Source organism: Rhizobacter sp. P2_H3, assembly GCF_056403355.1.
Window position 1 is genome coordinate 1 of record NZ_JBFUFQ010000038.1, and the last position, 25,794, is coordinate 25,794.

General features: G+C 68.0%; 35 protein-coding genes and 1 pseudogene. 14 read left to right on the plus strand and 22 right to left on the minus strand.

Annotated elements, in window-relative coordinates:
* On the minus strand, window positions 1–609 hold a 609-nt coding region (locus AC1D1T_RS10190), incomplete at its 3' end, for an ABC transporter ATP-binding protein (RefSeq protein ID WP_477991841.1).
* Window positions 606–1,325 carry a DUF1028 domain-containing protein gene (locus tag AC1D1T_RS10195; protein ID WP_477825897.1) on the minus strand — a complete coding sequence of 240 codons (720 nt, stop codon included), beginning with the start codon at window positions 1,323–1,325 and terminating at the stop codon, window positions 606–608. The genes AC1D1T_RS10190 and AC1D1T_RS10195, both read right to left, overlap by 4 nt.
* Window positions 1,326–1,517: 192 nt before the next feature.
* On the opposite strand from AC1D1T_RS10195, the gene AC1D1T_RS10200 reads away from it, so the two are divergent.
* The gene (locus AC1D1T_RS10200; RefSeq protein ID WP_477991842.1) at window positions 1,518–2,705 is read left to right on the plus strand and encodes a Fic family protein; all 1,188 of its coding nucleotides are present in this window, start codon (window positions 1,518–1,520) and stop codon (window positions 2,703–2,705) included.
* A 181-nt stretch (window positions 2,706–2,886) separates the two neighbouring features.
* Window positions 2,887–3,813, plus strand: a complete 927-nt coding sequence (locus tag AC1D1T_RS10205) for a hypothetical protein (RefSeq protein WP_477825593.1) — start codon at window positions 2,887–2,889, stop codon at window positions 3,811–3,813.
* A gap of 155 nt (window positions 3,814–3,968) precedes the next feature.
* Here the strand turns inward: AC1D1T_RS10205 and AC1D1T_RS10210 are convergent, their stop codons facing one another.
* The 6 genes from AC1D1T_RS10210 to AC1D1T_RS10235 form a co-directional block, all read right to left on the minus strand.
* Window positions 3,969–4,553, minus strand: coding sequence for a hypothetical protein (locus tag AC1D1T_RS10210; protein ID WP_477825594.1), 585 nt, complete (start codon window positions 4,551–4,553; stop codon window positions 3,969–3,971).
* Window positions 4,554–4,649: 96 nt separating this feature from the next.
* Window positions 4,650–4,916, minus strand: a complete 267-nt coding sequence (locus AC1D1T_RS10215) for a hypothetical protein (RefSeq protein ID WP_477825595.1) — start codon at window positions 4,914–4,916, stop codon at window positions 4,650–4,652.
* 171 nt (window positions 4,917–5,087) lie between these two features.
* Window positions 5,088–5,384, minus strand: coding sequence for a hypothetical protein (locus tag AC1D1T_RS10220; RefSeq protein WP_477991843.1), 297 nt, complete (start codon window positions 5,382–5,384; stop codon window positions 5,088–5,090).
* A gap of 276 nt (window positions 5,385–5,660) precedes the next feature.
* Complete coding sequence (locus AC1D1T_RS10225) at window positions 5,661–6,161, minus strand: hypothetical protein (RefSeq protein WP_477825597.1); 501 nt, start codon at window positions 6,159–6,161, stop codon at window positions 5,661–5,663.
* Window positions 6,158–6,562, minus strand: a complete 405-nt coding sequence (locus tag AC1D1T_RS10230) for a GFA family protein (RefSeq protein ID WP_477825598.1) — start codon at window positions 6,560–6,562, stop codon at window positions 6,158–6,160. The genes AC1D1T_RS10225 and AC1D1T_RS10230 overlap by 4 nt, the downstream gene beginning before the upstream one ends.
* A 51-nt stretch (window positions 6,563–6,613) precedes the next feature.
* Window positions 6,614–7,471 (minus strand): LysR family transcriptional regulator, encoded by an 858-nt coding sequence (locus AC1D1T_RS10235; protein ID WP_477825599.1) that lies wholly within the window; start codon window positions 7,469–7,471, stop codon window positions 6,614–6,616.
* Between the two features lie 100 nt (window positions 7,472–7,571).
* Here AC1D1T_RS10235 and AC1D1T_RS10240 point away from each other — a divergent pair, with 100 nt between their 5' ends.
* A complete protein-coding gene (locus tag AC1D1T_RS10240) occupies window positions 7,572–8,882 on the plus strand; it encodes an aspartate aminotransferase family protein (RefSeq protein WP_477825603.1) in 1,311 nt (436 codons plus the stop codon).
* Here AC1D1T_RS10240 and AC1D1T_RS10245 read toward each other — a convergent pair.
* Complete coding sequence (locus AC1D1T_RS10245) at window positions 8,872–9,768, minus strand: SDR family oxidoreductase (RefSeq protein ID WP_477825600.1); 897 nt, start codon at window positions 9,766–9,768, stop codon at window positions 8,872–8,874. The two genes, AC1D1T_RS10240 and AC1D1T_RS10245, sit on opposite strands and share 11 nt — an antisense overlap.
* A 91-nt stretch (window positions 9,769–9,859) precedes the next feature.
* Between AC1D1T_RS10245 and AC1D1T_RS10250 the strand changes: the two genes are divergently transcribed.
* Window positions 9,860–10,687 carry a helix-turn-helix transcriptional regulator gene (locus AC1D1T_RS10250; RefSeq protein WP_477991844.1) on the plus strand — a complete coding sequence of 276 codons (828 nt, stop codon included), beginning with the start codon at window positions 9,860–9,862 and terminating at the stop codon, window positions 10,685–10,687.
* A gap of 9 nt (window positions 10,688–10,696) precedes the next feature.
* Here the strand turns inward: AC1D1T_RS10250 and AC1D1T_RS10255 are convergent, their stop codons facing one another.
* On the minus strand, window positions 10,697–11,725 hold the full coding sequence (locus tag AC1D1T_RS10255) for an NADPH-dependent curcumin/dihydrocurcumin reductase (RefSeq protein WP_477825601.1): 1,029 nt from the start codon (window positions 11,723–11,725) through the stop codon (window positions 10,697–10,699).
* Between the two features lie 16 nt (window positions 11,726–11,741).
* Window positions 11,742–12,932, minus strand: a complete 1,191-nt coding sequence (locus AC1D1T_RS10260) for an MFS transporter (protein ID WP_465110555.1) — start codon at window positions 12,930–12,932, stop codon at window positions 11,742–11,744.
* A gap of 88 nt (window positions 12,933–13,020) precedes the next feature.
* On the opposite strand from AC1D1T_RS10260, the gene AC1D1T_RS10265 reads away from it, so the two are divergent.
* Complete coding sequence (locus AC1D1T_RS10265) at window positions 13,021–14,121, plus strand: AraC family transcriptional regulator (RefSeq protein WP_477827369.1); 1,101 nt, start codon at window positions 13,021–13,023, stop codon at window positions 14,119–14,121.
* Here the strand turns inward: AC1D1T_RS10265 and AC1D1T_RS10270 are convergent.
* The 4 genes from AC1D1T_RS10270 to AC1D1T_RS10285 form a co-directional block, all read right to left on the minus strand.
* On the minus strand, window positions 14,017–14,619 hold the full coding sequence (locus tag AC1D1T_RS10270; protein WP_477827370.1) for a hypothetical protein: 603 nt from the start codon (window positions 14,617–14,619) through the stop codon (window positions 14,017–14,019). The two genes, AC1D1T_RS10265 and AC1D1T_RS10270, sit on opposite strands and share 105 nt — an antisense overlap.
* Before the next feature lie 14 nt (window positions 14,620–14,633).
* Entirely contained in the window at window positions 14,634–14,939 is a 306-nt protein-coding gene (locus tag AC1D1T_RS10275; RefSeq protein WP_477827371.1) for a helix-turn-helix domain-containing protein, read from the minus strand.
* Window positions 14,932–15,246, minus strand: coding sequence for a transcriptional regulator (locus AC1D1T_RS10280; RefSeq protein WP_477827372.1), 315 nt, complete (start codon window positions 15,244–15,246; stop codon window positions 14,932–14,934). The genes AC1D1T_RS10275 and AC1D1T_RS10280 overlap by 8 nt, the downstream gene beginning before the upstream one ends.
* Window positions 15,247–15,424: 178 nt before the next feature.
* On the minus strand, window positions 15,425–16,339 hold the full coding sequence (locus AC1D1T_RS10285; protein WP_477827373.1) for an AraC family transcriptional regulator: 915 nt from the start codon (window positions 16,337–16,339) through the stop codon (window positions 15,425–15,427).
* Window positions 16,340–16,439: 100 nt separating this feature from the next.
* On the opposite strand from AC1D1T_RS10285, the gene AC1D1T_RS10290 reads away from it, so the two are divergent.
* Window positions 16,440–17,192 carry an SDR family oxidoreductase gene (locus AC1D1T_RS10290; protein WP_477991845.1) on the plus strand — a complete coding sequence of 251 codons (753 nt, stop codon included), beginning with the start codon at window positions 16,440–16,442 and terminating at the stop codon, window positions 17,190–17,192.
* A 22-nt stretch (window positions 17,193–17,214) separates the two neighbouring features.
* On the opposite strand, the gene AC1D1T_RS10295 is transcribed toward AC1D1T_RS10290, so the two are convergent.
* Complete coding sequence (locus tag AC1D1T_RS10295; protein WP_477826498.1) at window positions 17,215–17,634, minus strand: hypothetical protein; 420 nt, start codon at window positions 17,632–17,634, stop codon at window positions 17,215–17,217.
* 130 nt (window positions 17,635–17,764) lie between these two features.
* Between AC1D1T_RS10295 and AC1D1T_RS10300 the strand changes: the two genes are divergently transcribed.
* Window positions 17,765–18,223, plus strand: a complete 459-nt coding sequence (locus AC1D1T_RS10300; RefSeq protein WP_477826497.1) for a hypothetical protein — start codon at window positions 17,765–17,767, stop codon at window positions 18,221–18,223.
* A 22-nt stretch (window positions 18,224–18,245) separates the two neighbouring features.
* On the opposite strand, the gene sugE is transcribed toward AC1D1T_RS10300, so the two are convergent.
* The 3 genes and pseudogenes from sugE to pdxR all read right to left on the minus strand — a co-directional run bounded on the left by sugE (window position 18,246) and on the right by pdxR (window position 20,542).
* Window positions 18,246–18,563, minus strand: a complete 318-nt coding sequence (sugE, locus tag AC1D1T_RS10305; protein WP_477826496.1) for a quaternary ammonium compound efflux SMR transporter SugE — start codon at window positions 18,561–18,563, stop codon at window positions 18,246–18,248.
* A gap of 1 nt (window position 18,564) precedes the next feature.
* The gene (locus AC1D1T_RS10310; RefSeq protein WP_477826495.1) at window positions 18,565–19,023 is read right to left on the minus strand and encodes a carboxymuconolactone decarboxylase family protein; all 459 of its coding nucleotides are present in this window, start codon (window positions 19,021–19,023) and stop codon (window positions 18,565–18,567) included.
* A gap of 97 nt (window positions 19,024–19,120) precedes the next feature.
* Window positions 19,121–20,542 (minus strand): annotated as a pseudogene (gene pdxR, locus AC1D1T_RS10315) (MocR-like pyridoxine biosynthesis transcription factor PdxR).
* On the opposite strand from pdxR, the gene AC1D1T_RS10320 reads away from it, so the two are divergent.
* The 5 genes from AC1D1T_RS10320 to AC1D1T_RS10340 are packed head-to-tail and all read left to right on the plus strand — an operon-like array spanning window position 20,541 to window position 23,030.
* On the plus strand, window positions 20,541–21,089 hold the full coding sequence (locus AC1D1T_RS10320; protein ID WP_477826494.1) for an FMN-dependent NADH-azoreductase: 549 nt from the start codon (window positions 20,541–20,543) through the stop codon (window positions 21,087–21,089). The pseudogene pdxR and the gene AC1D1T_RS10320 overlap by 2 nt on opposite strands.
* Window positions 21,086–21,643, plus strand: coding sequence for a 2OG-Fe(II) oxygenase (locus tag AC1D1T_RS10325; protein ID WP_477826493.1), 558 nt, complete (start codon window positions 21,086–21,088; stop codon window positions 21,641–21,643). The genes AC1D1T_RS10320 and AC1D1T_RS10325 overlap by 4 nt, the downstream gene beginning before the upstream one ends.
* Entirely contained in the window at window positions 21,640–22,155 is a 516-nt protein-coding gene (locus AC1D1T_RS10330) for a hypothetical protein (protein WP_477826492.1), read from the plus strand. Before AC1D1T_RS10325 ends, AC1D1T_RS10330 begins: the two co-directional genes overlap by 4 nt.
* Window positions 22,156–22,161: 6 nt before the next feature.
* Window positions 22,162–22,605, plus strand: coding sequence for a hypothetical protein (locus AC1D1T_RS10335; RefSeq protein ID WP_477826491.1), 444 nt, complete (start codon window positions 22,162–22,164; stop codon window positions 22,603–22,605).
* Complete coding sequence (locus AC1D1T_RS10340) at window positions 22,602–23,030, plus strand: hypothetical protein (RefSeq protein WP_477991846.1); 429 nt, start codon at window positions 22,602–22,604, stop codon at window positions 23,028–23,030. The genes AC1D1T_RS10335 and AC1D1T_RS10340 overlap by 4 nt, the downstream gene beginning before the upstream one ends.
* Here AC1D1T_RS10340 and AC1D1T_RS10345 read toward each other — a convergent pair.
* Window positions 23,002–23,433: a hypothetical protein gene (locus AC1D1T_RS10345; protein WP_477826798.1), complete on the minus strand. Its 432-nt coding sequence runs from the start codon at window positions 23,431–23,433 to the stop codon at window positions 23,002–23,004. The two genes, AC1D1T_RS10340 and AC1D1T_RS10345, sit on opposite strands and share 29 nt — an antisense overlap.
* A gap of 69 nt (window positions 23,434–23,502) precedes the next feature.
* Here AC1D1T_RS10345 and AC1D1T_RS10350 point away from each other — a divergent pair, with 69 nt between their 5' ends.
* Window positions 23,503–24,186: a hypothetical protein gene (locus AC1D1T_RS10350; protein WP_477826799.1), complete on the plus strand. Its 684-nt coding sequence runs from the start codon at window positions 23,503–23,505 to the stop codon at window positions 24,184–24,186.
* Entirely contained in the window at window positions 24,167–24,736 is a 570-nt protein-coding gene (locus AC1D1T_RS10355) for a DUF3617 domain-containing protein (RefSeq protein WP_477826800.1), read from the plus strand. The genes AC1D1T_RS10350 and AC1D1T_RS10355 overlap by 20 nt, the downstream gene beginning before the upstream one ends.
* A 57-nt stretch (window positions 24,737–24,793) precedes the next feature.
* Here the strand turns inward: AC1D1T_RS10355 and AC1D1T_RS10360 are convergent, their stop codons facing one another.
* Both AC1D1T_RS10360 and AC1D1T_RS10365 read right to left on the minus strand, forming a co-directional pair.
* Entirely contained in the window at window positions 24,794–25,201 is a 408-nt protein-coding gene (locus AC1D1T_RS10360) for a hypothetical protein (protein ID WP_477826801.1), read from the minus strand.
* Window positions 25,202–25,312: 111 nt separating this feature from the next.
* Window positions 25,313–25,726: a hypothetical protein gene (locus tag AC1D1T_RS10365; RefSeq protein ID WP_477826802.1), complete on the minus strand. Its 414-nt coding sequence runs from the start codon at window positions 25,724–25,726 to the stop codon at window positions 25,313–25,315.
* Window positions 25,727–25,794: the final 68 nt, after the last annotated feature.

Genomic DNA, 25,794 nt, shown 5'->3' on the forward strand with positions numbered 1-25,794 from the left:
CTGCTGCAGCGTGCGCATCAGCGCGAGGATCTGCGCCTGGATCGTCACGTCGAGCGCGGTGGTCGGCTCGTCGGCGATCAAGAGCCGCGGCTCGCAGGCCAGCGCCATCGCGATCATCGCGCGCTGGCGCATGCCGCCCGAAAGCTGGTGCGGATGCTCGTCGAAGCGCTGCTCCGGCGCCGGGATGCGCACCTTGCGCAGCATCGCCAGCGCCTGTTCGCGGGCCTCGGCGCGGCCGATGCGGCGATGGCGCAGCAGGCCCTCGACGATCTGCTCGCCGATCGTGAAGACCGGGTTCAGCGACGACATCGGCTCCTGGAAGATCATCGCCATGCCGTTGCCGCGCAGGTCCTGCAGTGCCTGCGCCGGCGCACCGACCAGCTCGCGGCCCTCGAAGCGGATCGAGCCGCTGTCGATGCGCCCCGGCGGCGACGGCACCAGGCCCATGATCGACAGCGAGGTCACGCTCTTGCCACAGCCCGATTCGCCGACGATCGCCAGCGTGCGGCCGGCCTGCACCTCGAAGCTGACGCCGTCGACCGCGGCGAACTCGCCGTCGTCGGTCTTGAAGAGCGTGCGCAGCTGGCGCACCTCGAGCAGCGCGGTCATGGTGCGTGGTCCTTCAGCGCCGCCTGGAAGCGCTCGATGCGGGCCTCGATCGCGGCGCGGTCGGTCAGCCCGACCGGGTCGTGGCGGCCGGCCAGGCAGGCGATGAACGGCTGGTAGCGTTCCAGGCTCTTGCGGTAGATGCGCTGCAGCTCGGCGAGCGGCTCGGCATGGTCGTCGACACGCAGGTCGAGCTGCGGGTGGTCTTCGTCGGCGTGCAGGCGCAGCGCGGCGGCCTGCTTGCCGCGCTTGTCGCCGCCGGCCGCCTCGCCGGCCTGCATCGCCACCAGCAGGCGCTCGGCGAAGGGCAGCCGGTGCGCATCGCGGTAGGCCTGCGCCGTCGCCTCGATCACCTGCGGTCCGGCGAGCATGTTGCCGGCCACGCTGAAATCGTCGAACAGCTGGTGGCCGCACCAATCGATGCACTGGCTGCCGGTGTGGGCGACCGGTGCGCCGACGGCCGGCAGCAGGTGGACCTGGCGGTGCGCGCGGCCTTCGTCGCCGGCCAGCAGGCGCTGCAAGGCCTGCACCGCCGGCTCGCCATCGGCCAGCAGCGCCAGGCCCGCGGCACCATACAGCGGGTTCATCAAGGCCTGGGTCGACAACGCACCGACATCGCGCCGCGTGTGCACGCACAACGCACCGACCGCGAGGAAGCGGCTTGCGATCGCGACACCGAAACGGCCCTGGTCGTCACGCGCGACGATGGACCAGGTCATCGCCGCAGGCGCTTCAGCGAAGCGCTTGCAAACATGATCTCAACGACATATTTGTGTTCCCTGGCAGAAGACCGACAGGGTTGCAAGCCGTGTGCCACGCGATTGCCACGCCGATCAGCGCCGCTCACCTCGTGAGCCGCAATCCCCGATTTGCGGCTCATTATTTGAGCCGAAACACCTAGAATGCGGCTCATGGTTTCCATCAAGCCCCTCTTCGTCTGGCAGCAGCCGGCGTGGCCCGCGCTGACGTTCGACCCCGCGCGGGTCGGGCCGGCACTGGCGCATGCCCGCCGCATGCAGGGCGTGGTGGAAGGCAAGGCGCAGGCGATCGGCATCGAGCGCGATGGCCAGGTCGCCCGCGAGTTGATGGAAGACGAAGTGATCGCCACCGCCGCGATCGAGGGCGAGCGACTCGACCCCGCGGCCGTGCGCTCGTCGGTGATGCGCCGGCTCGGCCTCGCGACGACAGGGCCTCGTGATCGCCATGTCGATGGCCTGGTCGAGGTGCTCAACGACGCGATGAACGGGTTCGACACGCCGTTGGATGGCGAGCGCCTGCAGCGCTGGCAATCGGCGTTGTTTCCCGGAGGCACGAGCGGCATCCGCCGCATTGCCGTGGGCCGCTGGCGCGACCACGCCGAGCCGATGCAGATCGTCAGCGGACCGCCCGGCAAGGAGGTGGTGCACTACGAAGCCCCGCCCTCGCGCCGGGTCGCGAAGGAGATGGACCGCTTCCTCGCGTGGTTCGCGAAGACTGCGCCTGAGCCGGATCGCCTGCCCGCGCTCGACGGGCTGGCTCGTGCGGCCCTCGCCCACCTCTGGTTCGAGAGCATCCATCCGTTCGAGGACGGCAACGGCCGCGTCGGCCGCGCCGTCGTCGACATGGCGATCGCGCAGGACCACCGCGTTCCGGTGCGGCTGTACAGCCTGTCGCGCCAGCTCCTCGCCTCACGCACGGGCTACTACGACGCGCTGAACGCCGCCCAGCGCGGCGATGGCGACGCCACCGACTGGGTCCTGTGGTTCGCGCAGCAGTTCGCGCTGGCCTGCGAGCGCTCGAGCCAGGTGATCGGCCGCGCGATCGAGAAGGCCAGGTTCTGGCAAGGACACGCCCACCTCGAGCTCAACGAGCGCCAGCGCAAGGTGCTGCAGCGGCTGCTCGACGACGGCGACGGCGGCTTCCTCGGCGGCCTGAATGCCGACAAATACATCAAGCTCACCGGCACCTCGAAGCCGACGGCGACCCGCGACCTGGCCGACCTGGTGCGGCACGGCCTGCTGTGGACGACCGGCCAGGGCAAGGCCGTGCGCTACTACGTCAACGTGCCGGGATGGACCCATGGGGTGACAGACTATTTCAACGACGACACAGTCGTGTGAATTCAGTGCCGCGCGTAAGCGGCTCCCCCACTTTCCGTGCATTTGGTAAGTGCAGGCCGAAGCGGCTTACGAAGCGACGACAGCGTGCAATCGCCAACCTACATTGCGCCGGCAGTACCCACCGGCGCACCGCTCCACGCAGTGCGCTTCATCCAAGAACGCATCAGAGGAGTTGTCACTCATGAAGTTGCTGAAGCCCACGTCCGCATTCAAATGGTCCGCGCTGGCCCTGTCCAGCGCCCTGCTCTTCGGCTGCGGTGGCGCCGACAAGAGCGCCGATGGCGAGTCGGCCTCGGCCGCATCGGTCACCGTCAGCGAGTCGGCCGCCGGCCTGTCGGTGCGCACCACCACCGGTGAAGGCAGCCGCTTCAACGGCAGCCACGTCGAGGCCGCGCTGTACACCTTCGCGGCCAAGGTCGATGCGGGCACCGATGCAGGCCAGGCCCTCGACGGCACGCTGGTGCTGCAGAGCGTCGCGCAGGACGACGGCAGCACCGCCCTCACCGGCAAGCTGGTCGGCGGCAAGCTGACCGCGACGCCGAGCGATGCGGTGACCGCGCTGCAGGCCGAGTTCGCCACCGCGCTCGAAGCGCTGAAGACGGCCTACAAGACCGATGTCGAGGCGCTGCAGGCCACGCTGAAGGCCGCACTCGATGCGGCCGCCACGCCCGACGCCGGCCACCGCCTGAACGAGGCGCAGCGCGCCGCGATCAAGACCTTCATCGATGCGGTGAAGACCCGCACCGAGCAATTCAGGACCGACACCACCGCGCTGGTGACGAGCTACCAGGAGAAGGTGACGGCGGCCGGCGGCGACGCGAGCAGCATCACGCCCTGGGGCAGCCATGGCGGCAAGCCGCACGCCCGCAAGACGGTCTACGACGTGACCGGCACGCAAGCCGCCGACGGCAGCCTGACGCTGAAGCTGGCGGCCGGCAGCACCGTGCTGACCGGCACCGGCACGCTGGCGGCCGACGGCAGCCTGTCGGGCACGCTGGCCGGCCCGGCGACCGACGACACCGGCACGTGGCAGGCCACCGCGCTGGTCAAGCCGACGCCGACCCCGCCGTCGCCGCCGGCCTCGTCGGCCAGTGGCGTCAGCAACTAAGAGGGAGGCCGCCCGCTACTGCGGACGATTGCAGAAACGGCAAATGGGAACTTGTTTCCCTTTGCCGATCGCACAAACGATCCACGAGCGCATCAACGGCCGGCCGAGCGCATCACGCAATGAGGATGTCTCACCTTGAGCAACGGTGCCGCACGTCAATCGAATTCAGGAATGGGTGCCTCACCCGACGGATCGATTGCTCGGTGGAGGCGTTCAGCGCACGCGCGCAGCGCGTTTCGTGCGAGGTCTGTGCCCTTGCGACCCGGTTTGCCATCGAGGTGCATACCCAAGAGATACTTTCCGGTCGACGAGTTCAAGTTGTCGGCGGCGGCCTCTTTGAGAATTGCTGCCAAGGGGCGCCCTGACGCTTGCACGTGTCCAACCAGGCGCTCGAAGTCAGCGATGGAAGCAATGAAGACGTTCTGCAGAGGCATGAATCGCTCGACGCGCTGACCCAGTTCCCCGTCTGGGTAGTTGAATCGATGACTGGGATACAGGCTACGCATCATGAGACCGTGACCCATATAGAGTTCCCGGCTCGTAAAGAGGATCAAAAAGTCTTGCTCGGCCGCGGCATGGCTGCGAAATGGCGATCCCTCGGATCTCACCCAATCACTGATTGACCAAGCCTGCGTGATTCCGCGTCGGATGCTTTTGGTTCGTTCGTACAAAAAGTCGGCATCGTCCTGAGCCAGTAGTTGATCAGGGAAGAGCCCCATCTTGGCCTCGACGTACTCCATTTGAGGTCGCTCAAGCACGCGATCCATCATTCGTTGGACCAGTGATCTGTGCATCTCCATGGTTAGCTGTTCACACGAGATCCGATCGCGCGCCCATCAATCCCTGAAGTCTCGCACTGAGAAAGACTTGGTTGAACCCGAGCCGTCGGTGAAGCGCTGATCGATCTTAAGAGTCGTACCGACTACCGCGAAGCTCAGAACCTCATCCATTGGATGGTCGCGCCAGCGGCCGGTGAGCGATGCCCAAAGTACTCTCTGTCCGACCGTCTTACAGCGATAGTCCCAACGCGTCTTGTCGTCAGGGCGCACATAGTGAACCGCGACTACATCACCTTCCATTTGGTCCACTTTGATCAACTTCACCTGCCTGCCCATCAAGACAGATACCGTGGCACGACAGATCTCGGGAAGGCCAAACGGTGCGAGTGGAGGTGCCGCATCGCAACTCGCCGCGACCCCACTCACGATCATTGCAGCCAAGCGGGCGACAAGCTGTTGCCAACATCTCTGCATGCTCGCTCCGAAGATATTGGGTTAGGAATCTGAATCCAGTTCCAACCTGTCGCAACTTGGGCACTCGTCGGCGGGATGATCGCGCACCACGAGCTTGATGTAGTCCGTGAACTCACGCTGGCTCGCGAAGATGCTGTGCTCCCCCCGCTTATACGAAGCAGCTGCCGCTCGATATGCTGCATCGAGATCGCCAGAACCTTCGAAAACTACGTCGTCGTGGTACTCGCAGCGTTCAAGTACACCCAGCTCAATTGCGAACTGCACAGCGGCGTAGCGCTTGGCTTCATCCTCTTCGAGAAGTCGCTTGTTGCCGCCCATAGTGGCACTCCTTGCTGCGCTACTAGATGAAATCGGGAAATGTCAGTCTGCGCGCAAATCCTTACCCCGCGAAATTCCGGCAAACCCTCGGACTACCTCGCCCGTCATCGCAACGAAAGCCCAACCAAAGAGCAAGACACCAAACATGAGCGCAGCGCGGGCTTCGAACTCTCCCGTCGTCGCACATCGAGCAGAGACGCCATTTCCTTGGGCCGAGCAGGTGGAATCAGAAAGAACCGTTCAAGCTGCTGCCGAGCTGGTCGACCGGCATCGCGCTCACTCTTCCAGCAGGTCGTAGATGGCGTATTCGCGCTGGAACGCCTGCATGCAGTCGACGGGGATGCGCCTCGCATCGGCCGCTCGCTTGGCGCAACCCGCGGGAAACGACACCAGCAGCCCCAGTTGCCGAGGCGAGCAACCGGTATCGATGGTCTTCTCACCCGGTGCGCACAGAGGCACCGGGGGACTCGGCCGGACCGCCTCGACACGGCCCTCGCGAAGCGCAATGAGCGCGCGATTCCGTGGCCCGTTGCCGATGACGGACCACAGCACCTGGCATCCGGTGTACCCGGCTGGAATGTCGGAGAGTCGCGGAAAGACGCGACCTGACAGCGCGACCGGACTGCCGTTCGGAGCGATGATGTCCCCCGCTTCGGCCGGCGGCTCCACCAGGTCGCAGTTCGGCCCCTCGAATGGCTGTGCCGCGATGGCCGCACCTGCTGCGCACGAAAGCAGCACCGCCAGTGAACCCTTTACCGCCGCAGCCGTTGCGCTCATGGCTGCACGGGCCGCTCGGCATGCTGCGGCAGCCCGTCGTGGATCTCGAACCACTCGGCCTTGGAGCCGACGAAGATGTGGGCCGACGGCGCCTGCGGCAGCGGCGTGTTCAGGCTGCCGACGCGCAGCCGGACCACGTCGGGCGCGGAATCGCGCCGGCTCAGGATCGGCGAGCCGCATTCGGCGCAGAACACGCGGTGGATGCCTTCGGCGGTGCTGAAGCTCTTCAGCGACGCCTCGCCCGCGACGAAGCGCAGGTCTTTCGCCGCGACCGGCGCGGTCACCGCGAAGGCCGCGCCGTTCGCCTTGCGGCAGCGCGAACAGTGGCAGTAGAGGGCCGCGCCGATCGGGCCGTCGATCTCGTAGTGAATGGTGCCGCAGAGGCAGGTGCCGGTGTGCAAGGTGGACTCCGTCGGGGTGGTGCGGAACTGTAGCGGGCCTGCGTCGCTGCACTACGCGAGAGGCAAGGCCTGCCGCACATGCGACCCGAAGGCCGACACCAGCGCCGACGGCTGCTCGCGGTCGAAGGCCAGCGCGATGCCGACCGTCGGCAGCGCCGGCAGCCCGGCATCGGCCGGCAGCACCTGCAGGTCGTCGGGCACGGCGGTCTGCGTGAGCACCGTGATGGCTTGGCCCGATCGCACCATCGCCACCAGCCCGGTGAGGCTGCTGCTCGCGCAGGCCAGCCGATAGGCCCTGCCCGCGGCCTCGAGCGCCTGCCGCGGCGCCTGGTGGTCGAACGCATCCGGCGCGCCGAGCGCGAGCGGCAGCGGGTCGAGCGATGCAGCACTGCCGCCGCGCTGCCCCACCCACACCAGCGGCTCGCGGCGGATCACGTCGGCATCGTCCGCTGACGCCATCACCGACACCAGCGCGAGGTCGATCGCATGCCGCGCCAGCAACTCGCGCAGGCGCGGCGTCGGCGCGCACACCACCTCCAGCTGCACGCGCGGGTTCAGGCTCGCGAAACCGCGCAGCAGGTGCGGCAGGAACACCACCGCATAGTCGTCCGGGCAGCCGAAGCGCAACACGCCCGACAGCTGCTCGCCGCGCAACTCGGCCAGCGTCTCGTCGTGCAGCGCCAGCAGTTGCCGCGCATGCGCGAGCAACCGCTCGCCGGCCGCGGTGAGCGTGACGCCGCGCCCGGTGCGAAACAGCAGCGGCTGCTCGACCACGCCCTCCAGCCGCTGCATCTGCATGCTCAGCGCCGACTGCGTGCGCCCGACGCGCGCGGCCGCCTGGCCCAGCACGCCGGTCTCGGCAATGGCCACGAAGCTGCGCAGCAGGTCGATGTCGAGTGACTGGCCCACGGTATGAATTCTCCTGATGGCTCGTTCCAAAACTATTCGCTTCCCGAAGCGCGTGCCGGTGCGCAAGATGCCACAACTCCACCACGAGGCCCGCACCATCATGAGCAGGAACGACGACCCGCAGTTCTGGCAGCAAGCGCGCCGGCACCTGATCCGCTATGGCGGCAGCTTCGAGCCGCTGATCATCGAGCGCGCGAAGGGCAGCTTCGTCTACGACGCCGACGGACGGGCGATCCTCGATTTCACGTCGGGGCAGATGAGCGCGGTGCTCGGGCACTCGCACCCGGACATCGCGGCGGTCGTCACCGAGCAGATCCATTCGCTCGATCACCTGTTCAGCGGCATGCTGTCGCGCCCGGTCGTCGAACTGGCGGCACGGATCGCGCGCCATGCGCCGGCAGGGCTCGAACGCTGCCTGCTGCTGAGCACCGGCGCCGAATCGAACGAGGCCGCGTTGCGCATGGCCAAGCTGGTGACCGGCGGGCACGAGGTGGTGGGCTTCACGCAGTCATGGCATGGCATGACGGGGGCCGCGGCCTCAGCCACCTACAGCGCCGGGCGCAAGGGCTACGGGCCGGCCTCGGTCGGCTCGATGGCCATTCCGGCGCCGAATGCGTACCGGCCGCGCTTCACCCACCCCGACGGCACGCTCGACTGGCGCCGCGAGCTCGACGACGGCTTCGAGCAGGTCGACCGCCAATCCACCGGTGCGCTGGCGGCGTTCATCGCCGAGCCGATCCTCAGCAGCGGCGGCATCCTCGAGCTGCCGCCGGGCTACATGGCGGCGCTGAAGCAGAAGTGCGTCGAGCGCGGCATGCTGCTGATCCTCGACGAGGCGCAGACCGGCGTTGGCCGCACCGGGCTGATGTTCGCGTGCGAGCGCGACGGCGTGGCGCCCGACATCCTGACGCTGTCGAAGACGCTGGGCGCCGGGCTGCCGCTGGCCGCCATGGTGACCACCGCGGCGATCGAGGAAGAAGCCCATGCGCGCGGCTTTTTGTTCTACACGACGCACGTGTCCGATCCGCTGCCGGCGGCGGTCGGGCTGAAGGTGCTGGAGGTGGTGGAGCGCGATGGGCTGGTCGAGCGCGCCCGCGTCGCCGGCGAGCGGCTCGCGCAGGGACTGCGGAAGCTGCAATCGCGGCACGCATGCATCGGCGATGTGCGCGGCCGCGGCCTGCTGCTCGGGCTGGAGGTGGTCAAGAGCCGCGACACCAAGGAGCCGGCGTTCGAGCTCGGCGAGGCGATCACGCGCGAGTGCATGAAGCTCGGGCTCAGCATGAACATCGTCAAGCTGCCGGCGATGGGCGGCGTGTTCCGCGTGGCGCCGCCGCTGACGGTCAGCGACGGCGAGATCGACCTGGGGCTGGAACTGCTGGACCAGGCGATCGGGACCGCGCTCAGGCGCTGAAGTACCCGTTGTCCCGCATGTCCTCCAGCAGGCCGGGGCCGCTCGGCTGCCATCCCAGCGTGCTGCGCGTGAACTCGCTGCTGCTCGGGTTGTCGATCGCGACGAAGCGGGCGATCCAGCCGAAATGCACGAGGGCTTCGTCCGGCGTGAGGCTGCGCACCGGCAGCTTGAGCCCGCGCCCGATCGTTTCGGCGATCTCGCGCATCGGCACGCCTTCTTCCGCCACGCCGTGCAGGCGCGAGCCCGGCTTCGCGCGCTCCAGCGCCAGCCGGTAGAGCCGCGCCGCGTCCGAACGGTGCACCGCCGGCCAGCGGTTCGCGCCATCGCCGATGGTCGCGGCAAAGCCGGTGCGGCGCGCGATGTCGATCAGCGCCGGCACGAAGCCGTGGTCGCCGGTGCCATGCACCGTAGGCGCCAGGCGCACCACGCTCGATCGCACACCGGTCGCCGCCGCAGCCAGCACCTTCGCCTCCGACGCGGCACGCATGTGGCCCGCGGCACCGGGCACCGGGGCGTCGGCTTCGGTGCCGAGGCGCCCGTTCGCCAGCAACGCCGTGCCGCAGGTCCCGACGAAGGGCTTGCCCGTGCCCTCGAGCGCCCGCAGCATCGCGTCCACCGCGCGCAGGTCCGCCTCGACCGACGCCGCATACGCACTGAAATCATGGATGAACGCCATGTGGATCACGCCGTCGCAGGCCGTCGCGCCGGCGACCAGGCTGTCGATGTCGGCCAGCTCGCCGCGATGCGCCTCGACGCCCATCGCCTCCAGCGCGGCCACCGCTGCGTCGTTGCGCGCCAGCCCGAGCACGCGGTGCCCTGCGGCCTGCAGCTCCCGCGCAATGGCCGACCCGATGAAGCCGGTGGCTCCCGTCACGAATACACGCATACTGACTCCCGATGAATGAAGGGGCGTACTGTCCTTCGTTGCACGGGCCACGAAAAGCCGAGAACGTATACAGGTATGAGAGCTAACAGGCATGACGGCTGACACCCTGCCCGACACGGTGCTCACCCTCGGCGCGTTCCWGCGCGATCGCCGCGCGCGCCTGCAGCCCGGGCCCGATGCGCCCGGCCGGCGCCGCACGCCGGGGCTGCGGCGCGAAGAGGTCGCGACACGCGCCGCGGTGAGCGTGACCTGGTACACGTGGTTGGAGCAAGGCCGCGGCGGCCCGCCTTCCGATGACGTGCTGGAGCGGCTCGCGCACGCGCTGGAACTCGACGCCGCCAGCCGCGAGATGCTGTTCCTGCTCGCGCAGCAGCGGCCGCCGCCGCTCAGCCCGGCCCCGCCGTCGGCAGTGGAACCGGCGCTGCAACGCGTGCTCGATTCGTTTGCCACCAGCCCCGCGGTCGTGAAGACGCCCACCTGGGACATCGTCGCGTGGAACGCCGCCGCTGCGGCGGTGCTGACCGACTACGCCGCATTGCCCGTCGGCGAGCGCAACCTGCTGCGGCGCCTGTTCGGCGAGTTGCGCACCCGCGGCCACTGGCCCGACTGGGAGTCGGGCGCGCGCTTTGCGCTTTCCGTGTTTCGCATCGACGTGGCCCGCACCGGCGGCTCCGCCGAAGCCGCCGCGCTCGCCGCCGAGCTGCAGGCGTGCAGCGCCGACTTCCGCCGCATGTGGGCCGAGAACGAGGTGAGCCGGCATTGGGTCGGCCACAAGCGCATCACGCACCCGGTCGCCGGCCCGCTGTCGTTCGAGTACTCGACCTACTCGGTCGATGCGGCCGACGGCTTGAGCCTGGTGGTCTTCACGCCGACCACGCCGGAGGTCACGCGCGCCATCGCGTCTCTTCTGCAGAAGTGATGCAGTGACTCAGTCCTGCGCCACGCGCACGACGAGCTTGCCGAAGTTGCGCCCTTCCAGCAGCCCGCGCAATGCGGCCGGTGCGTTCTCCAGCCCGTCGACGATGTCCTCGCGCAGCGTCACCGTGCCTTCGGCGACGCGTTGCGCCATTTCGCGGCGGAAGGTGTCGAAGCGCTCGCCATAGTGGTCGAGCACGATGAAGCCCTGCATGCGGATGCGTTTCTGCAGCAGCGCGGCGTGCACTTGCGGCAGGCGATCCGGCCCGGTCGTCGGCTCGGCCTCGTTGTAGTGCGCGATGAACCCGCACACCGGCACGCGCGCACCGACGTTCAGCAGCGGCAGCACCGCATCGAAGACGGCACCGCCGACGCTCTCGAAGTACACGTCGATGCCGGCCGGGCACGCCGCGGCGAGGCGCTCGGCGAACTGCGCGCCGCGGCGGTCGATGCAGGCGTCGAAGCCGAGCACCTCCACCGCGTACCGGCACTTGTCGGCCCCACCGGCGATGCCGACCACGCGCGCGCCTTTGAGCCTGGCGAGCTGACCCGCCACCGATCCGACCGCCCCGGTCGCCGCCGACACGACCACGGTTTCCCCGGCGCGCGGCTGGCCGATGTCTCCCAGCCCGACCTGCGCGGTGAAGCCCGTCATGCCCAGGCCGCCCAACGCGAGAGACGGCTGCGCCATGTCGCCCAGCACCAGCAGGTCGTCACCGTTCGACAGCGCCTGGTCCTGCCAGCCCGCGTTCGCGAGCACCAGCTCGCCCACTGCGAAGCGCGGGTGCCTCGACGCGATCACCCGGCTCACCGTGCCGCCGACCATCGCTGCGCCGATCGCCACCGGCGGCGCGTAGCCCGGGCCGACGGGCTCCATCAGGTTGCGCATGTACGGATCGATCGACAGGAACAGCGTGCGCAGCAGCACCTGGCCCTCGCCCGGCGCAGGCACCGGCTGCGTCTCGAGCCGAAAATCATCTACCGTCGGCAGGCCGTGCGGATGCGCGGCGAGCACGATGCGGCGGCTGGTGGTGTCGTTCACGGTCGTGGCCCCTCGATCAGGCCCGCACCGGCCGCGGCCCGTGGCGCAGCGTCAGCAAGGTGCCCAGCGTCAGCGCCGCCACCGCGAAGGCCGGCCCGCCGAGCGCGCCGATGTGGTCGACCAGCAGCCCGCCGCCGATGGCACCGCTCGCGATCGCGATCTGGAACGCCGCCACCAGCAGGCCACCGGCCCCTTCGGCCTGGTCGGGCGCAGCCCGCACGATCCAGGTCTGGAAGCCCACCGGGAACGCGCCGAACGCGAAGCCCCACAGCGGCACGGCAATCGCGGTGACCCACGACGAGCTGCCGCCGACCAGCAGCGTGGCCGCCAGCAGCGCGATCAGCACGCCACCCGCCACGATGGCATGGCGCTCGCTGCGCTGCGCGATCCAGCCGCCGGCGAAGTTGCCGAAGAAGCCGCCGATGCCGTAGCCCAGCAGCACCGCCGAGACCGCGCTCACCGACAGGTGGGTGACGTGCTCCATCAGCGGGCGGATGTAGGTGAAGCCCGCGAAGTGGCCCGACACCACCAGCAGCACGGCCAGCAGCGCCACGCGCACCGGCGGGCGCCGCAGCAGCTCGCCGAGCACGCGCAGGCTCGGGTTGTCGCGCGGCGGCAGCGCCGGCAACGCGAACAGCTGCACCGCGAGCGTCAGCACGCTGACGACGCCGGCCGCGACGAACGCGCTGCGCCAGCCCCACACCGAGCCCATCCACGCACCGATCGGCGCGGCGCCGACGGTGGCGACCGAGACCCCGGTGAGGATCACCGACATCGCGCGCGCGAACTGCGCCTCGGGCACCAGCCGCAGCGCCAGCGCCGCCGACATCGACCAGAAGCCGCCCAGCGCGATGCCCAGCATCACGCGCGCCACCAGCAGCACCGGCAGGCTGGTGGCGGTGGCCGCGATCAGGTTGGACAGCATCAGCAGCGCGGTGAGCGCCAGCATGACGATGCGGCGGTCGATGCGGCGCGTCAGCAGCGGGATCGACGGTGCGGCCACCGCGCCGACCAGCGCCGTGGCCGTGACGGCCTGGCCGGCCGCGCCGTCGGTGACGCCCAGGTCGGCGGCCATCGCGGTGAGCAGGCTCGCGGGCAGGAACTCGGCCGTGACGAGACCGAACACGCCCAGCGTCAGCGACGCAATGGCGAACCAGTCGGCATGGCCGGCAGGGGAATCTGGAAGTGCGATCGGGGCAGAAGACACGTTGCGCAGGCCGGGAGAAGGCCTTGTGGTGGACTGGGAACACAGCTTATGGCTAGGATCTCGGCGTTTGAATGCCGGAAGAGCCGAAATGAATGACTTTTTGTCCGACCGAGATCAACTGACCGAGATCCTGCTGGGGCTGCGGCTCGATGGCGTGGAGTACGGCCGCTGCGTGATGCGGGCGCCGTGGGCGGTGGCGTTTCCGGCGCAGCGCGCGGCGCGCTTTCATTTCGTCGGCAGCGGCGGCAGCTGGCTGCGCACCCCGTCGACCGACTGGAAGCGGCTGAACCCCGGCGATGCGGTGCTGCTGCCACGCGGCAGCTTCCACATCCTGGCCAGCGCGCCCGACGTGCCGGCGGTGGACATCGATTCGCTGGCGCGGGTGGCGGTCTCGGACAACATCTACCTGGTGGGGGCCGAGAACATCGGGCCGGCGGTGCCAAGCGGCGAGGCCGACAGCGCGGTGCCGCCCGACGTGATGTTCTGCGGCGCGCTGCGCTTCAACCTCGACCCCTTGCACCCGCTGCTGACGATGATGCCGGACGTGATGCACGCGGGCGACCTCGCGACGCGCGACGTCACCGTGCCGGCGCTGCTCGAGGCGATGGAACGCGAGGTGGCGCTCGACCGCATCGGCGCCTGCGGCATCCTCGCGCGGCTGGCCGACGTGCTGGCGGCCAGCATCATCCGCGCGTGGGTGGAATGTGGCTGCAGCGACTCCACCGGCTGGATCGCGGCGGTGCGCTGCCCGAAGATCGGCAAGGTGATCGCGGCGATCCATGCGCAACCCGAGCGCGACTGGAGCGTGCCGATGCTGGCCGACCTGATGGGCTCGTCGCGCTCCAGTTTTGCCGAGGCCTTCACGCGCACGATGGGCGAGAGCCCGGCGAAGTACGTCGCCAAGGTGAAGATGTTCCAGGCGCGCCACTGGATCGCCAACGACGGCATGCGCATCGCGGTGGCGGCCGACCGGCTCGGCTACGACTCCGAGGCGTCGTTCAGCCGGGCGTTCAAGCGGGTGATCGGGCACCCGCCGAGCGCGTCGCGGGTGGGGGAGCGGGGGCCGGCGCGCAGGGCCGTGCCGTCACCGGCAACTGCCGCCTTGCCGCAGGTACTGGAAGGCGCCGGTGTCCAGCTGGACGATGAATCGCCCGCCGATGCTGTCGTCGATCACCAGCTCCTTGTCTGATTCCAGCACCGTCGACACGCCCTGGCAGCGCCAGTGGATCGACGACGCCGTGGTCTGGAAGCGCTTGGTGTCTTCGAGCGAGTACAGGTCCGTCAACGTGTACTTCTTGATGACGTCTCCATTCGCCGCGTAGATGACGAGGATGTTTCCGATCCCGCGGTTGTGCCAGTTGTCGAGGGTGACCAGCACGCCCTGGTTGGTGAACTCCATGTTGATGGGCGCGATGGGGTTCAACAGGAAGGTCGTGTGGACCTTTCGATACGACACGCCGTCGAACCGATGCCACTCTGCCATCGCGAACGGCCCCGTGGGCCTGCCGCCGTAGCCGTAGACATCGCCCATGCTCTTGCCTGGAACGACGCGCACGACGAACTGGCCGTTCTCGCTGGCCCGCGCCTGAATGCGGGCGGGGGGCGATGAATCGGCGTGCGCGGAGGGGGTCAGCAGCACGCCGCTGACGAGGGCAAGCGGAGCGGCGAACCGCAGAAACATCCGCATGACCTGGCTCCCGTTCACGCAAGTGCCTCGCGAACGATCTCCGGATGCTTCATCGCAATGCGAATCAAGGTCTGGGCAGCACCCGATGGCGATCGACGCCCTTGCTCCCACTCCTGCAGCGTGCGCTTGGAAATGCTCAACGCCTCGGCGAACTGGGCTTGCGACAAGCCTGTGTTTTCACGCGCCTGCACCACTTCGTTCGGCTCAACCTTCGTCGTGCGCGCAGCGCTGCCCGCCTTCATTTCGCGCACTGACTGCAACAGCTTGAGCCCCAGAGCCTCACCGGAGGATGTTCGCTTCGAAGAAGGACGACTAACCATGTTCGATCTCCTCTCGTATCGCCTTGAGCAAGTGGGCGGGAATGTTGTCTCGCACTGACTTCGCATACACCAGCAGTAGGCAGATTTCGCCGCACGCCAAACGAACGAAGTAGATGACCCTGACGCCACCTCGCTTGCCCATGCCGGCGCGCGACCAGCGCACTTTCCGACATCCCCCACTCTCTGGAATCAGATCGCCCGCCTCCGGATTGGCTGCGAGCCAGCGAAAGAAGTCGATCCGCTCTTCTTCTGTCCATACCTTGTCTGCTTCAGCGACAAAGGTCGGGGTCTCGGCAAAAGTGAACATTGGGAATGTACGTCTCAGACGTATGCACGTCAATGACGTACAGACGATGTGGTTGAGATCCGACCCCACTGCCGTCGGCGCGGCGAAGCCTATCGCCAGGCCCTCTTGCTGACGACCGGTACATAGCGACCATCGCTTCAGCGCAAACCGCGTTCAGTCGCAGCGGCCTTGTTCGACCTCAGCCCTGCTGCGCCGCCGACTGCAGCCGCGCATACCGCCCCGGCGCCTGCCCCACGTGCCGGCTGAAGGCCGTGCTGAAGGTGCTGGCCGAGCTGTAGCCGACGCGTTCGGCCACCTCGGCCATCGCGACGCCGCTGCGGCCGAGCAGGTCCTTCGCGAGGGCCATGCGCCAGCCGAGCAGGTAGGCCATCGGCGACAGCCCCACCGCGCGCGAGAAGCGCTCGAAGAAGACGGAGCGCGACAGAGCGGCCCGCTTCGCGAGTTCATCCACCGTCCACGCGCGTGCGGGCTCGCCATGCATGTCGCGGATCGCCGTGGCCAGGCGCGCATCGGCCAACGCGCGCAGCAGGCCCGGCGGTGCCGTGTCGCCGGGCGCGGAGCGCAGCGCCTCGATCAGCAGCACCTCGACCAGCCGCGACAGGATCAGCTCGCGGCCCGGTCGCTGCTCGATCGATTCGCCCCGCACCAGCTGCACCAGCAACGGCAGCCGCTCGACGCCGCGCACATGCAGCACGCTGGGCAACAGCGACACCATCAAGGCCGCATCCGGTGAATCGAACGCGAAGTACCCGCCGAGCATGCGCACCTCCGGCGGCCCGCCACGCCGGCCATGGCGGATCTCTCCTTCGGGCGCCGGCTGGGCCCGGGGATCGACGAAGACCGCAGCCGCCAGCGCGGCACTCGACATCGTGAACCCGGGCGTGGCCGGCATCAGCAGGAAATCGCCGGCCGCCAGCGTGATCGGCTCCTGTCCGTCGACGGCCAGCAGGCACTCGCCCTCGAGCATCGTGCAGAAGCTCGGCTGGCCGAAGCTCGAATAGCGCACCGCCCATGCGCCTGCGCCACTGATCACCTTGGAGTACACCGCACGCGGCCGCAGCAGCGCGATCACCTCTGCCAGCGGATCCACCATGGCCGGACTCCTGCAAACGAATATCGGACTGTTGATTGTAGAGAGTCCTGACTCTCGTCGGTATCGTTCCGTCATCGTCAACACACCACCGAGGCACCGAATGAAAACCGTCCTGATCACTGGCTGCTCGTCCGGCTACGGGCTCGAGACCGCCCGCCACTTCCACGCGCAAGGCTGGACCGTGATCGCCACGATGCGCACGCCCCGCACCGATGTGCTGCCCACCGGCGAGCGCCTGCGCGTGCTGCCGCTCGACGTGACGCGGCCCGGCAGCATCGCCGCCGCCCTCGACGCCGCCGGGCCGATCGACGTGCTGGTGAACAACGCCGGCGTCGGGCTGTTCGGCGCGTTCGAGGTGACGCCGATGTCGACCGTGCGCGACATCTTCGAGACCAACACCTTCGGGATGATGGCAATGGCGCAGGCCGTGCTGCCGCAGTTCCGCAGCCGCCGCGCCGGGCTGGTGATCAACGTGACCTCGACCGTGACGATGGTGCCGATGCCGCTCGTCGCGGCCTACACCGCGAGCAAGACGGCGATCCAGGGCTTCAGCACCTCGCTCGCGCTGGAGCTGGAGCCGTTCAACGTCCGCGTGAAGCTGGTTGAGCCGGGGTACGGGCCCGGCACGCGCTTCACCGAGAACGGATCCGAGCGTATGCAGGGGTTGATCCCCGAGGCCTATGCGCCGTTCGCGCAGGCGATCTTCGCGTCGCTCGGCAACCCGGGCGCGGTGACCACCGCGGCCGATGTGGCCGACGCAGTGTGGCGCGCCGCGAATGATGCGAGCGGGCGGATGCGCTACCCGGCGGGTGCGGATGCGGTCGCGCTGGCCGGGCGGGTCGGTCTCAGCTGAGCGGCACTACAACGTCGACCAGTCACTGATCGCGCGGTGCAACTGAGCGCACCGCGATGTGCGCGCCGAGCACCGCCGTGGGAATCACGGTAGCCAGCGCGAACAGGTTGAACCACAGCGGCTGGTCGCCCCAGAAGAGCAGCCCGAAGGCCAAGCCGAGCACGCCAACCGCAAACCCGTTGAAATAGGGATAGCGCTTCGCCAGTCGTGCTGCGACAAAACCGTCGGCCATCGTCGTCAGGCTGCCGAAGACGATGTTGAACAGCAGGAAGCTCGGACTGCTGGTGACCGCCGCCAGGTCTTGCGACACCTGCTCGGCGGAGCGGCCGGTGACGGTGACCTCGTCGCTGTGCATCAACAGCAGCCCGATGCCGAGCAGCATGTCGAGCCCGATCGTCAGCAGGAAGCCGAGCGCCACCGCCTTGGCGTTGATGCGGCTCACTGGGTGCGGGCCACGAAAAGCGGCGCGGCGGGTAGCGCAAGAAGCAGGGGAAGGGTTCTCAAGGCGGACTCCACGGACGAAGACCGCGTATTCTGCCCGCCGGGCACCGCGCCATGACCGATGAAACCGCATGAATCCCTATCACCCGCCAGAAGCCTCTCTCACCATCGAGCCGGTACCACGCCCCCAACGACCGCGTTTGCTCAAGGTCGGCATCGGGTTGCTGGCATTCGAGATGATCGGCAACCTTCTGCTGACTCTCGCTCATGTCTGGTTGCTCAAGCACTACCGGCCTGCCGAAGATTACTCGTCCTTGGTGGTCGCCTCGTTCGGCGTCGTGCTGTTGGAAGCACCCCTTCTATGGCTACTGGCACGCGGGGCCAACTGGGCGCGGTATGTGGCCGCCGTGTTGATTGCGTCACCCCTGTATGGCTATGCGTCCAGGTTCCCGCTTTCCGAGGTTACCGACGCCGTCGCCTACGAACTCGCCCGGGACGGAATCGGTCTCGGCCTGATGGTTGCTGGCTGTGCCCTGTTGTTCACACCCAGCGTGGCGAAGTGGTTCCACCAGGTCCGAACCTTGCGATAACGACCGCCATCGCCATTCGACATCAGTCGACGACCAGCTTCAGCCCGATCACCCCGGCCAGGATCAGCGCGATGCACAGCACGCGCAGCGGTGCCGCCGAGTCGCCCATCGCCGCAATCCCGACGATCGCCGTGCCGGCTGCGCCGATGCCGGTCCAGACCGCGTAGCCGGTGCCCATCGGCAGCGTGCGCATCGCGAGCGACAGCAGCACGACGCTGGTCAGCCCGGTAGCCACCGTCAGCAGCGACGGCATCAGCCGCGTGAAGCCTTCGGACGACTTCATGCCCCAGGCGAACGCGATCTCGAGCAGCCCCGCGATGACGAGCAGCAGCCAGGCCATGTCAGGCCGCCTGGGCCGCTGCGGCGGGGGTCGCGCGGAACGCGACGCCGAGGCGGTTGAAGGCGTTCATCAGGCCGATGGCGTAGGTGAGGTCGGCCAGCTCCTTCTCGTTGAACTCGGCGGTGGCGGCCCGGTACTCGGCATCGGGCACGCCGGTGTCGGCGACGCGGGTCACGGTCTCGGCCCATGCCAGCGCGGCGCGTTCGCGGACGCTGAACAACGCGCCGCCTTCGCGCCATCCCGGCACCAGCACCAGCTTGTCCACGGCGAGGCCTGACTTCAGCAAGTCGCGCGAATGCATGTCGATGCAGAACGCGCAGCCGTTGATCTGCGAGACGCGCAGGTAGACGAGGTCGATCAGTTCCTTCGGCAGGCCGCTTTTCTGGACGGCGGTGTAGACGCCGAAGTAAGCCTTGTAGCCCTCGGGGGCAGCCTTGGCGTAATCGAGGCGGTGGCTCATGACGATCCTTGCATGTCGTGTGATGGAAAGACGCCATCGTGCGCCGTCTTGGCCCACCCCAGAATAGCCAAGAATTGCCTTGCCGACTGGGCCATGATCAGAGCAGGTCGACGATGCGCCTCGCGAGGTTCTCGGCAGTGCGCCGCGAATCGATGTTCGTGAAGCCGAGCAGCAGCGCCGGCGGGCCGTCGCGGTCGAAAGCCCAGTCGGTCAGGGCCTCGGCGAAGAGACCGGCCTCGCGCATGCGCGTCGACAGCTTGCGATCGGAGCGCCGGGCCTGCAGCCGCAGGATCAGGTGCATGCCGCCGGGTTGCGGGTCGATGCGCAGGTGCCGGCCCAGCACGCTCTCGAGCCCGGCCACGGCGGCTTCGCGGCGCTCGGCATAGAGCCGGCGCATGCGCTGGATGTGGCGCGCGAAATGGCCTTCGGTGATGAAGGCCGTGACGATGGCCTGGCTCAGCTGCGGGCTGCCGCCTGCGAAGGCCTGGCTGATCTGCTCGAAGCGTTCGACCAGCGCCGGCGGCACGACCAGCCAGGCCAGCCGCAGGCTCGGGAACAGCAGCTTGCTGAAGGTGCCGGCGTAGAGCACGCGGCCGTCACGGTCGAGGCTTTGCAGCGCGGGCAGCGGGCGGCTGACGTAGCGGAACTCGCCGTCGTAGTCGTCCTCGACGATCCAGGCCTTGCTGCGCGCCGCCCAGTCGAGCAGCGCCAGCCGCCGGGGCAACGCCAGCGATACGCACAACGGGGCCTGATGAGACGGCGTGACGATCGCGCCCCGCGCGCGCGGGGCGCGCCGCAGGCCTTCGTCGACCACGATGCCGTCGGCATCGACCGGCACCGGCGCGGCCGTGATGCCCATGTGCTGCAGCAGCTCGCGCGTGGGCGGGTAGCCGGGGTCTTCGAGCCAGACGCGGTCGCCGGCCTTGAACAGGGCCTGGCCGATCAACTGCAGAGTGTGGCGGTAGCCGGTGGTCACGAAGACCTGCGACGGCGAGCAGCTGACGCCGCGCGACAGGTGCAGGTAGGCGGCGATCTCGGTGCGAAGCGCCGGCAGGCCGTACACCGAGGGATGCGCCATGTCGATGGGCTGCATCGCGCGCACGCAGCGCGCGCCCAGGCGCGCCCAGATCTTGCGCGGGAAGGCATCGAGGGCGGGCAGGCCCATCTGGAACGGCAGCGTGGTGTCGGGCCGGAAGCTGGGCTCGGCCGGGCGGGGGCTGGCAGGCGCTGGCGTTTGCGGCAGCGGCGCGCGCGGCTTCAGGTCGGGCGAGACGACGGTGCCGGCCTGGCCGCGGGCCTGGATTTAGCCCTCGGCGACCAGCAGGCCGTAGGCCGACTCGATGGTGCCGCGCGCCAGGCCGAGCTCTTTCATCAGCGCGCGGGCTGACGGGATGCGGTCGCCGGGCTTCAACACGCCGGCGGCGATGGCGGCACGGAAGCGGTCGTAGATCTGGCGGTAGTAGGGCTCGGCCGCCGAGGGGTCCAGGGGCGGGAGGGTGCTGGCGGGCGGGGCATTCATGCGTCCATCATGGACCGGCGACGGCAGCCTGCCACATGTCGACGCGAACTACGCGCAGGCGCAGCACTCGGCCACGGCCGAGGTGTCGCCGCTCGGGGCCATCGCGCTGTCCGATGTGCTGATCCGGGAGCTGGAGCGCGCCGACGTGCTGGTCATCGCGACGCCGATGCACAACCTGGGCGTGCCGTCGGCGCTGAAGGCGTGGATCGACCACGTGGTGCGGGCGCGGCGGACCTTCAACGTGACGGCACAGGGCAAGGCGGGTGCATTGCGCGACCGGCCGGTGTTCATCGCGATCGCATCGGGCGGGCGGTTCTCGGGCGAGCACGCGCGCCAGCCGGATTTCCTGACGCCGTACCTCAGGCTGATCCTGGGCACCATCGGGCTGCACGACCTGCGCTTCTTCTCGGTGGAAGGCACCGGTGCCGGGCCCGAGGCGGTGGAGGCGGCGCGGGTTCATGCGGAGCGGGCGCTGGCGGAACGCTTCTCCTCTCCGATTGCGAGACAATCCGGCCCCGAGCATCCCAGAGACCCAGGAGCACAGTGACCCTCCATCGCCTTGGCGCCGGCGTCTTCACGATCCCGGGCTTCCTGACGCCCGAAGAATGTGCGAGCTTCATCGCGCGCAGCGAGCGCATCGGCTATTCGGAAGCGGCGATCCGGACTGCCGACGGCGACCTCGTGTACAAGGATGCGCGAAACAACGATCGCATCATCTTCGACGACGGCGAGCTGGCCGGCTCCCTCTTCTCGCGCGCCGGTGCATTGCTGCCGGCCGAACTCGACGGCTGGTGCCTCAGCGGCTTCAATGAGCGATTTCGCTTTTACCGGTATGACCAGAGCCAGCAGTTCACCTGGCACCTCGACGGCACGGTGAGGCTGGGGCCGGATCGCGAGAGCGTCCTGACTTTCATGATCTACCTCAACGATGACTTCGAAGGCGGGAACACCGACTTCGGCTGGGAAACCGTCAAGCCCGTGCAAGGCATGGCTCTGGGCTTCCCGCACCGGCTGCGCCACCAGGGGGCGATGGTCCGCTCCGGCATCAAATACGTTCTTCGGACTGACGTCCTGTATCAACAGACACCCTCAAGATCATGAGAATCCTTGCCCTGTCGACACTTGTCGCAGCCCCGTTGCTCGTGGCCTCCAGCGCATTCGCGGCCGACCTGGTCCTCACGATGAACTCGTACGGCCCCGTCCAGATCGGCATGCCCATTGCGCAGGCCCATCAACTGCTGACCAAGCTGGGGCGCAAGAACCTGCCCAACCCCAAAGGCGTCGCGAAGGTCGGCTGCAGCTACTACAGCGCGTCCGAAGAACTCCGGTTCATGACGGAAGACCAGAAGATCGTGCGGATCGAGACGCGCGAGTCGAACGTGGTCACGCCTTCGGGCATCCGGGTGGGGTCGAGCCTCGACAAGGTTCGGCGCTCGCTGGGCTCGCGCATCGAGGAGGGCCAGCAGCACGCCTCCAACGATCCGAACAACCGCAGCATCGTGCTCGTTTCGGGCGACAAGCAGTTCGCGATCCGGGTGGACGGCAATCAGGCTGTCGCCGAGATCTTTGCCGGGGCGGAGCACGCGATACGGGCTGCGCCCGCCTGCTCCTGAGGCCCCATGAACCGTTCCGCACAGATCGCTTCGTTCTGCGTCGTCGCAGCCGGGCTGGTCTGCGCGGGCTTCTACCTGACGGGCGCCGTCGCCGGCCGCGTGGACCCACGGGTCTTCGGCCTCACCGCCCTTGCGGCCCAGGCGCCCATCGCGCTCCTGGCCTGGGGCGTCCCATCCGCCATCTGCTGGTTCGTGATCGGCTATGGCACGCGGGGCCGGCAAGTTCGCCTGGCACTTGTCGGCGCGGGCATCGAAGCGCTTGTTCTGGCGGCTGACTGCCTGCTCTCCCCCGGAGGCGGCACCTGGGCCGCAGAGCTTCGGGCCACGGCCGTGGTGCTTCTCTGGCCGGTAGCGGCCCTGACACTCGGCGCCGTGTGCGGTGCGGCGCTCGGGGCCAGGCTGAGGCACATCGCGGATCGCAGATTGGGGCTGGGCGCCGCTGCGCCATGATCCTCCTCGCCCACTTCAGCGCCGTCATCCGCGCTGCGCTCCGCCTGCTGTGTCTGTGCGCAGGTGCCTGGTTGGCAGCCCTCGTCCCGGCCGTTCACTCCGCCAACGTCAGCCGGGCATCGAACGCCGCCATCGGTTACCTGCCCGACATGGCCCCGGGTACCGGCATCTCACTCGCGGCTCTGCTGGCCGTCCTGGTTCTCGTGGTCCTGGTGGTGATCGAGCTGTGTCGCGCATGGGCCTGGGGAAGAAGGCCCCTGGCATTGCCCTCGTACTTCGTGCTGGGCGTGGCGGCAACGTGGCCCATCGGCGTTGGAATGCACGGCATCCTGTGGGCCTGCCCGCTGAGCATTGGCGCGTTCTACGGCATCCGCAGCTGGTGGATGGCCCGCCGGCCTACTCGCCACTCTCCGCATCGCGAATGATCTCTCGCGTGGCCTCAAGCATGTCTTCGAGCGGCTCCGGGTCGTCGCCTTCGAATGAGACGATGGCGCCGAAGTCTTTCGTCAGCGCACAGCTGACGATCATCACGCAGGCCAGGTCCTTCATGTCGCCGCGCCAGGACATGCCGATGCAGTAGTCGCGCCCGTCGGCCAGGGCGCGGAACAACTTGTCGCCGCCGACGACATCGTCGGTGGGCTCGTAGAAAATCTCGAACCCCGGGCCTTCTTCGCCATTGAGCACGAAGGGCAGGAAGCCTGAATCCGAGAACGGCGAGAATTCGGGATGCAGCTTCAGGTCGAAGCCCAGGGCATCGATCGACGACTGCAGCGCGGCGCGATCCGGCACACGGGCCCTGTCGATGAATGCGTATTGCGTGTTGGACATATCGTGTTCTCTTCTACAACGCATCAGAGCATATCAATGCGCCGCTGCCCTCATTGCCAGTCCGAGAGTTTGCCCTGGCTCACGCTCGCCCTGTCCACCGAGTCTTCGCCGGTTCGGTGCACCGAATGCAAGGGCCTGTCGCACCGGGACACCGGCATCCCGCTCCTTCTCGGCGTCTTGAGCCTGCCAGGCCTCCTGGGCGCCGGGGCGGCAGCGCTGCACCTGCGAACGTGGTGGCCGATCGTTCTGTTCTTCACCATCATCGTGCTGGCTTCATCGCTGTCGCTGCTCTTGCCCGCCACCCGAACTGCGCCTGTCAAGGCCCCACGCTTTCAGGCCATCGCCATCGCGGTTGTGCTGGCCATCGCAGCGGCTTCAGTGGTGGCGATCCTGTGCATGTTTCTCGACTATCTCGTCGCCCCGGCCTTTGCCGTGGCTGTCATTTCGATGGTGGTGCTCTTCGCCACGAGACGGCGCTTTCCTCGCGTGGCCGAAGTTGCATCCGCGTTGATGACGGTGGGTCTGGGAATCCTGTTCCTGTGGGGTGCGGCCCACATCATCACCACAGGTGTCTCTGAGGGCCAGGCAACGACGATGTTCAAGCGCACCGTTCAGCGGTCGGAGTCTCCGGGCGCATTCTGGACTCGGGTGGCGGTCATTGGCGTCCCCGCATTGCTGCTGTTGGGCGTGCCACTGGCGATCTCGGTGAAGTACCTGTTCTCAAGGCTCGTGCGTGGGAAACCCAAGTCTTGAGGTCAGTACCATCGCCGGCACGCATTTCAATCGCCTTGCATCCGTCATGCATTCCTGCCCTTCTCGAGTTCTCGGCATCGGCTCTGTCTCGCTGATCGTGCTGTTGCTCGCCGCACCGGCCATGGCGCAATCGCAGTCTCCCTTGCAGCCGGGCGGCTGGGCGTTCCACACGAAGATCGTCAACATCCTGCCCGATGGCAAGACAGAGAAAGAGGTGTCCGACTCCCGCTCGGAGCGATGCCTGACTGCCGAGTTCGTCGCCAGCGACCCCTATCTGCTCGCCGCGCGCGACAACAAGACGGCCGACGACCTGGCCTGCGTGGCGGGCAACTACAACCGGTCCGGCAATTCAGCCCAGTGGAGCGTCACCTGCACGTCGTCACAGGGCTTCACGATACGAAGCGCGGTGCGCAATTCACTGACCGCCACGACCATCCACAACGAGCTCGAGTCCCGCGTGCACCGCAAGGACGGCGTGGAGTTCACCCAGCTGAGCAGCACGGACGCCGTCTACAAGGGCCCGTGCGGGGCCGGCATGGTGCAGTTCTGAGATTCAAGGCCGGTCGGGCACGCGCATTCGTCTGGCGGCCAGCTCGTGCACCGGCATTCAATCCCACCACGCGGACAGCACCGGCAACGCTTGCTTCCGGGCGAGCGTGTCGGGCACTTGCGAGGCTTCCACGCCGCTCACCTCATCGGGCTGGAGCGCTGACAACTCCGCTTCGAGTTCGTCGGGGTGGATCGTGCCGACGACGAACACGGTGTCGGTGAAGGGCCAGCAATCGTCGCCGGGATCCAGCTCTGCAATCCGCGTGTAGATCGCCTCCACGTCATGCCGGCGGGCAATGCGTGCGAAGGTCTGCCTGAAGGCGTCCATGCCGGGATGCTCTGCCAGGTTGCATCCGATGGAGCCGAGATCGTCATTGCCGTCGAAGAAGGTTTCGATGGCGACCAGTTGCGGCTCCGGCTGGGCGGAAAGTTGCTGGATCAGTTGGTTGCGCTTGGCGATGTCCATGCTTGCCTTGGTTGATGTGGCGGCGGCCACGCTCGGGCGGGGAATGGCGGCTGCGGCCGTCGACGTGAAGAGCAGCGCGGCGAGCCGGGTCAGCTCGAAGCAATGCAGGTTTCATGGTGCTGCCGCCTTTGCCGACTGCCGGGCTGCGGCCCTCAGCTGCCAGAACACGAGCCAGCAGGCCAGCAATACGCCCGGTGACACCAGCACGAGTGGCATCCAATGCGAAGCCAGCGGCGCAATCGCGATGCCGACCGCCGCGGTCCCTGCAATCGGAAGAACCGGAGTGCAAGGCCGATCGGCGATCCACGCCCGGCTCATGACAACCAGCACGCCCCACGCGAACCAGCCGCAAACGACGCTCACGTACACGAACGCGATGCCCCATGCATCGCTTCTGCCGGGGGAGTCGAACATCATCAGCGACAGCAGCGCATAGCCGAACAGGCCGGGCACGCAACCGATCCATGCGATGGCGCAGACGATGCGACGCCTGCGGAATGGCGTTGTCGGGGCGATGGGGCTCATGCGGACACGGAATCTACAGGCAATCGGCGGCCGATCGGGCCGCGGCCTTGAATGCGATAGGCTCGCCG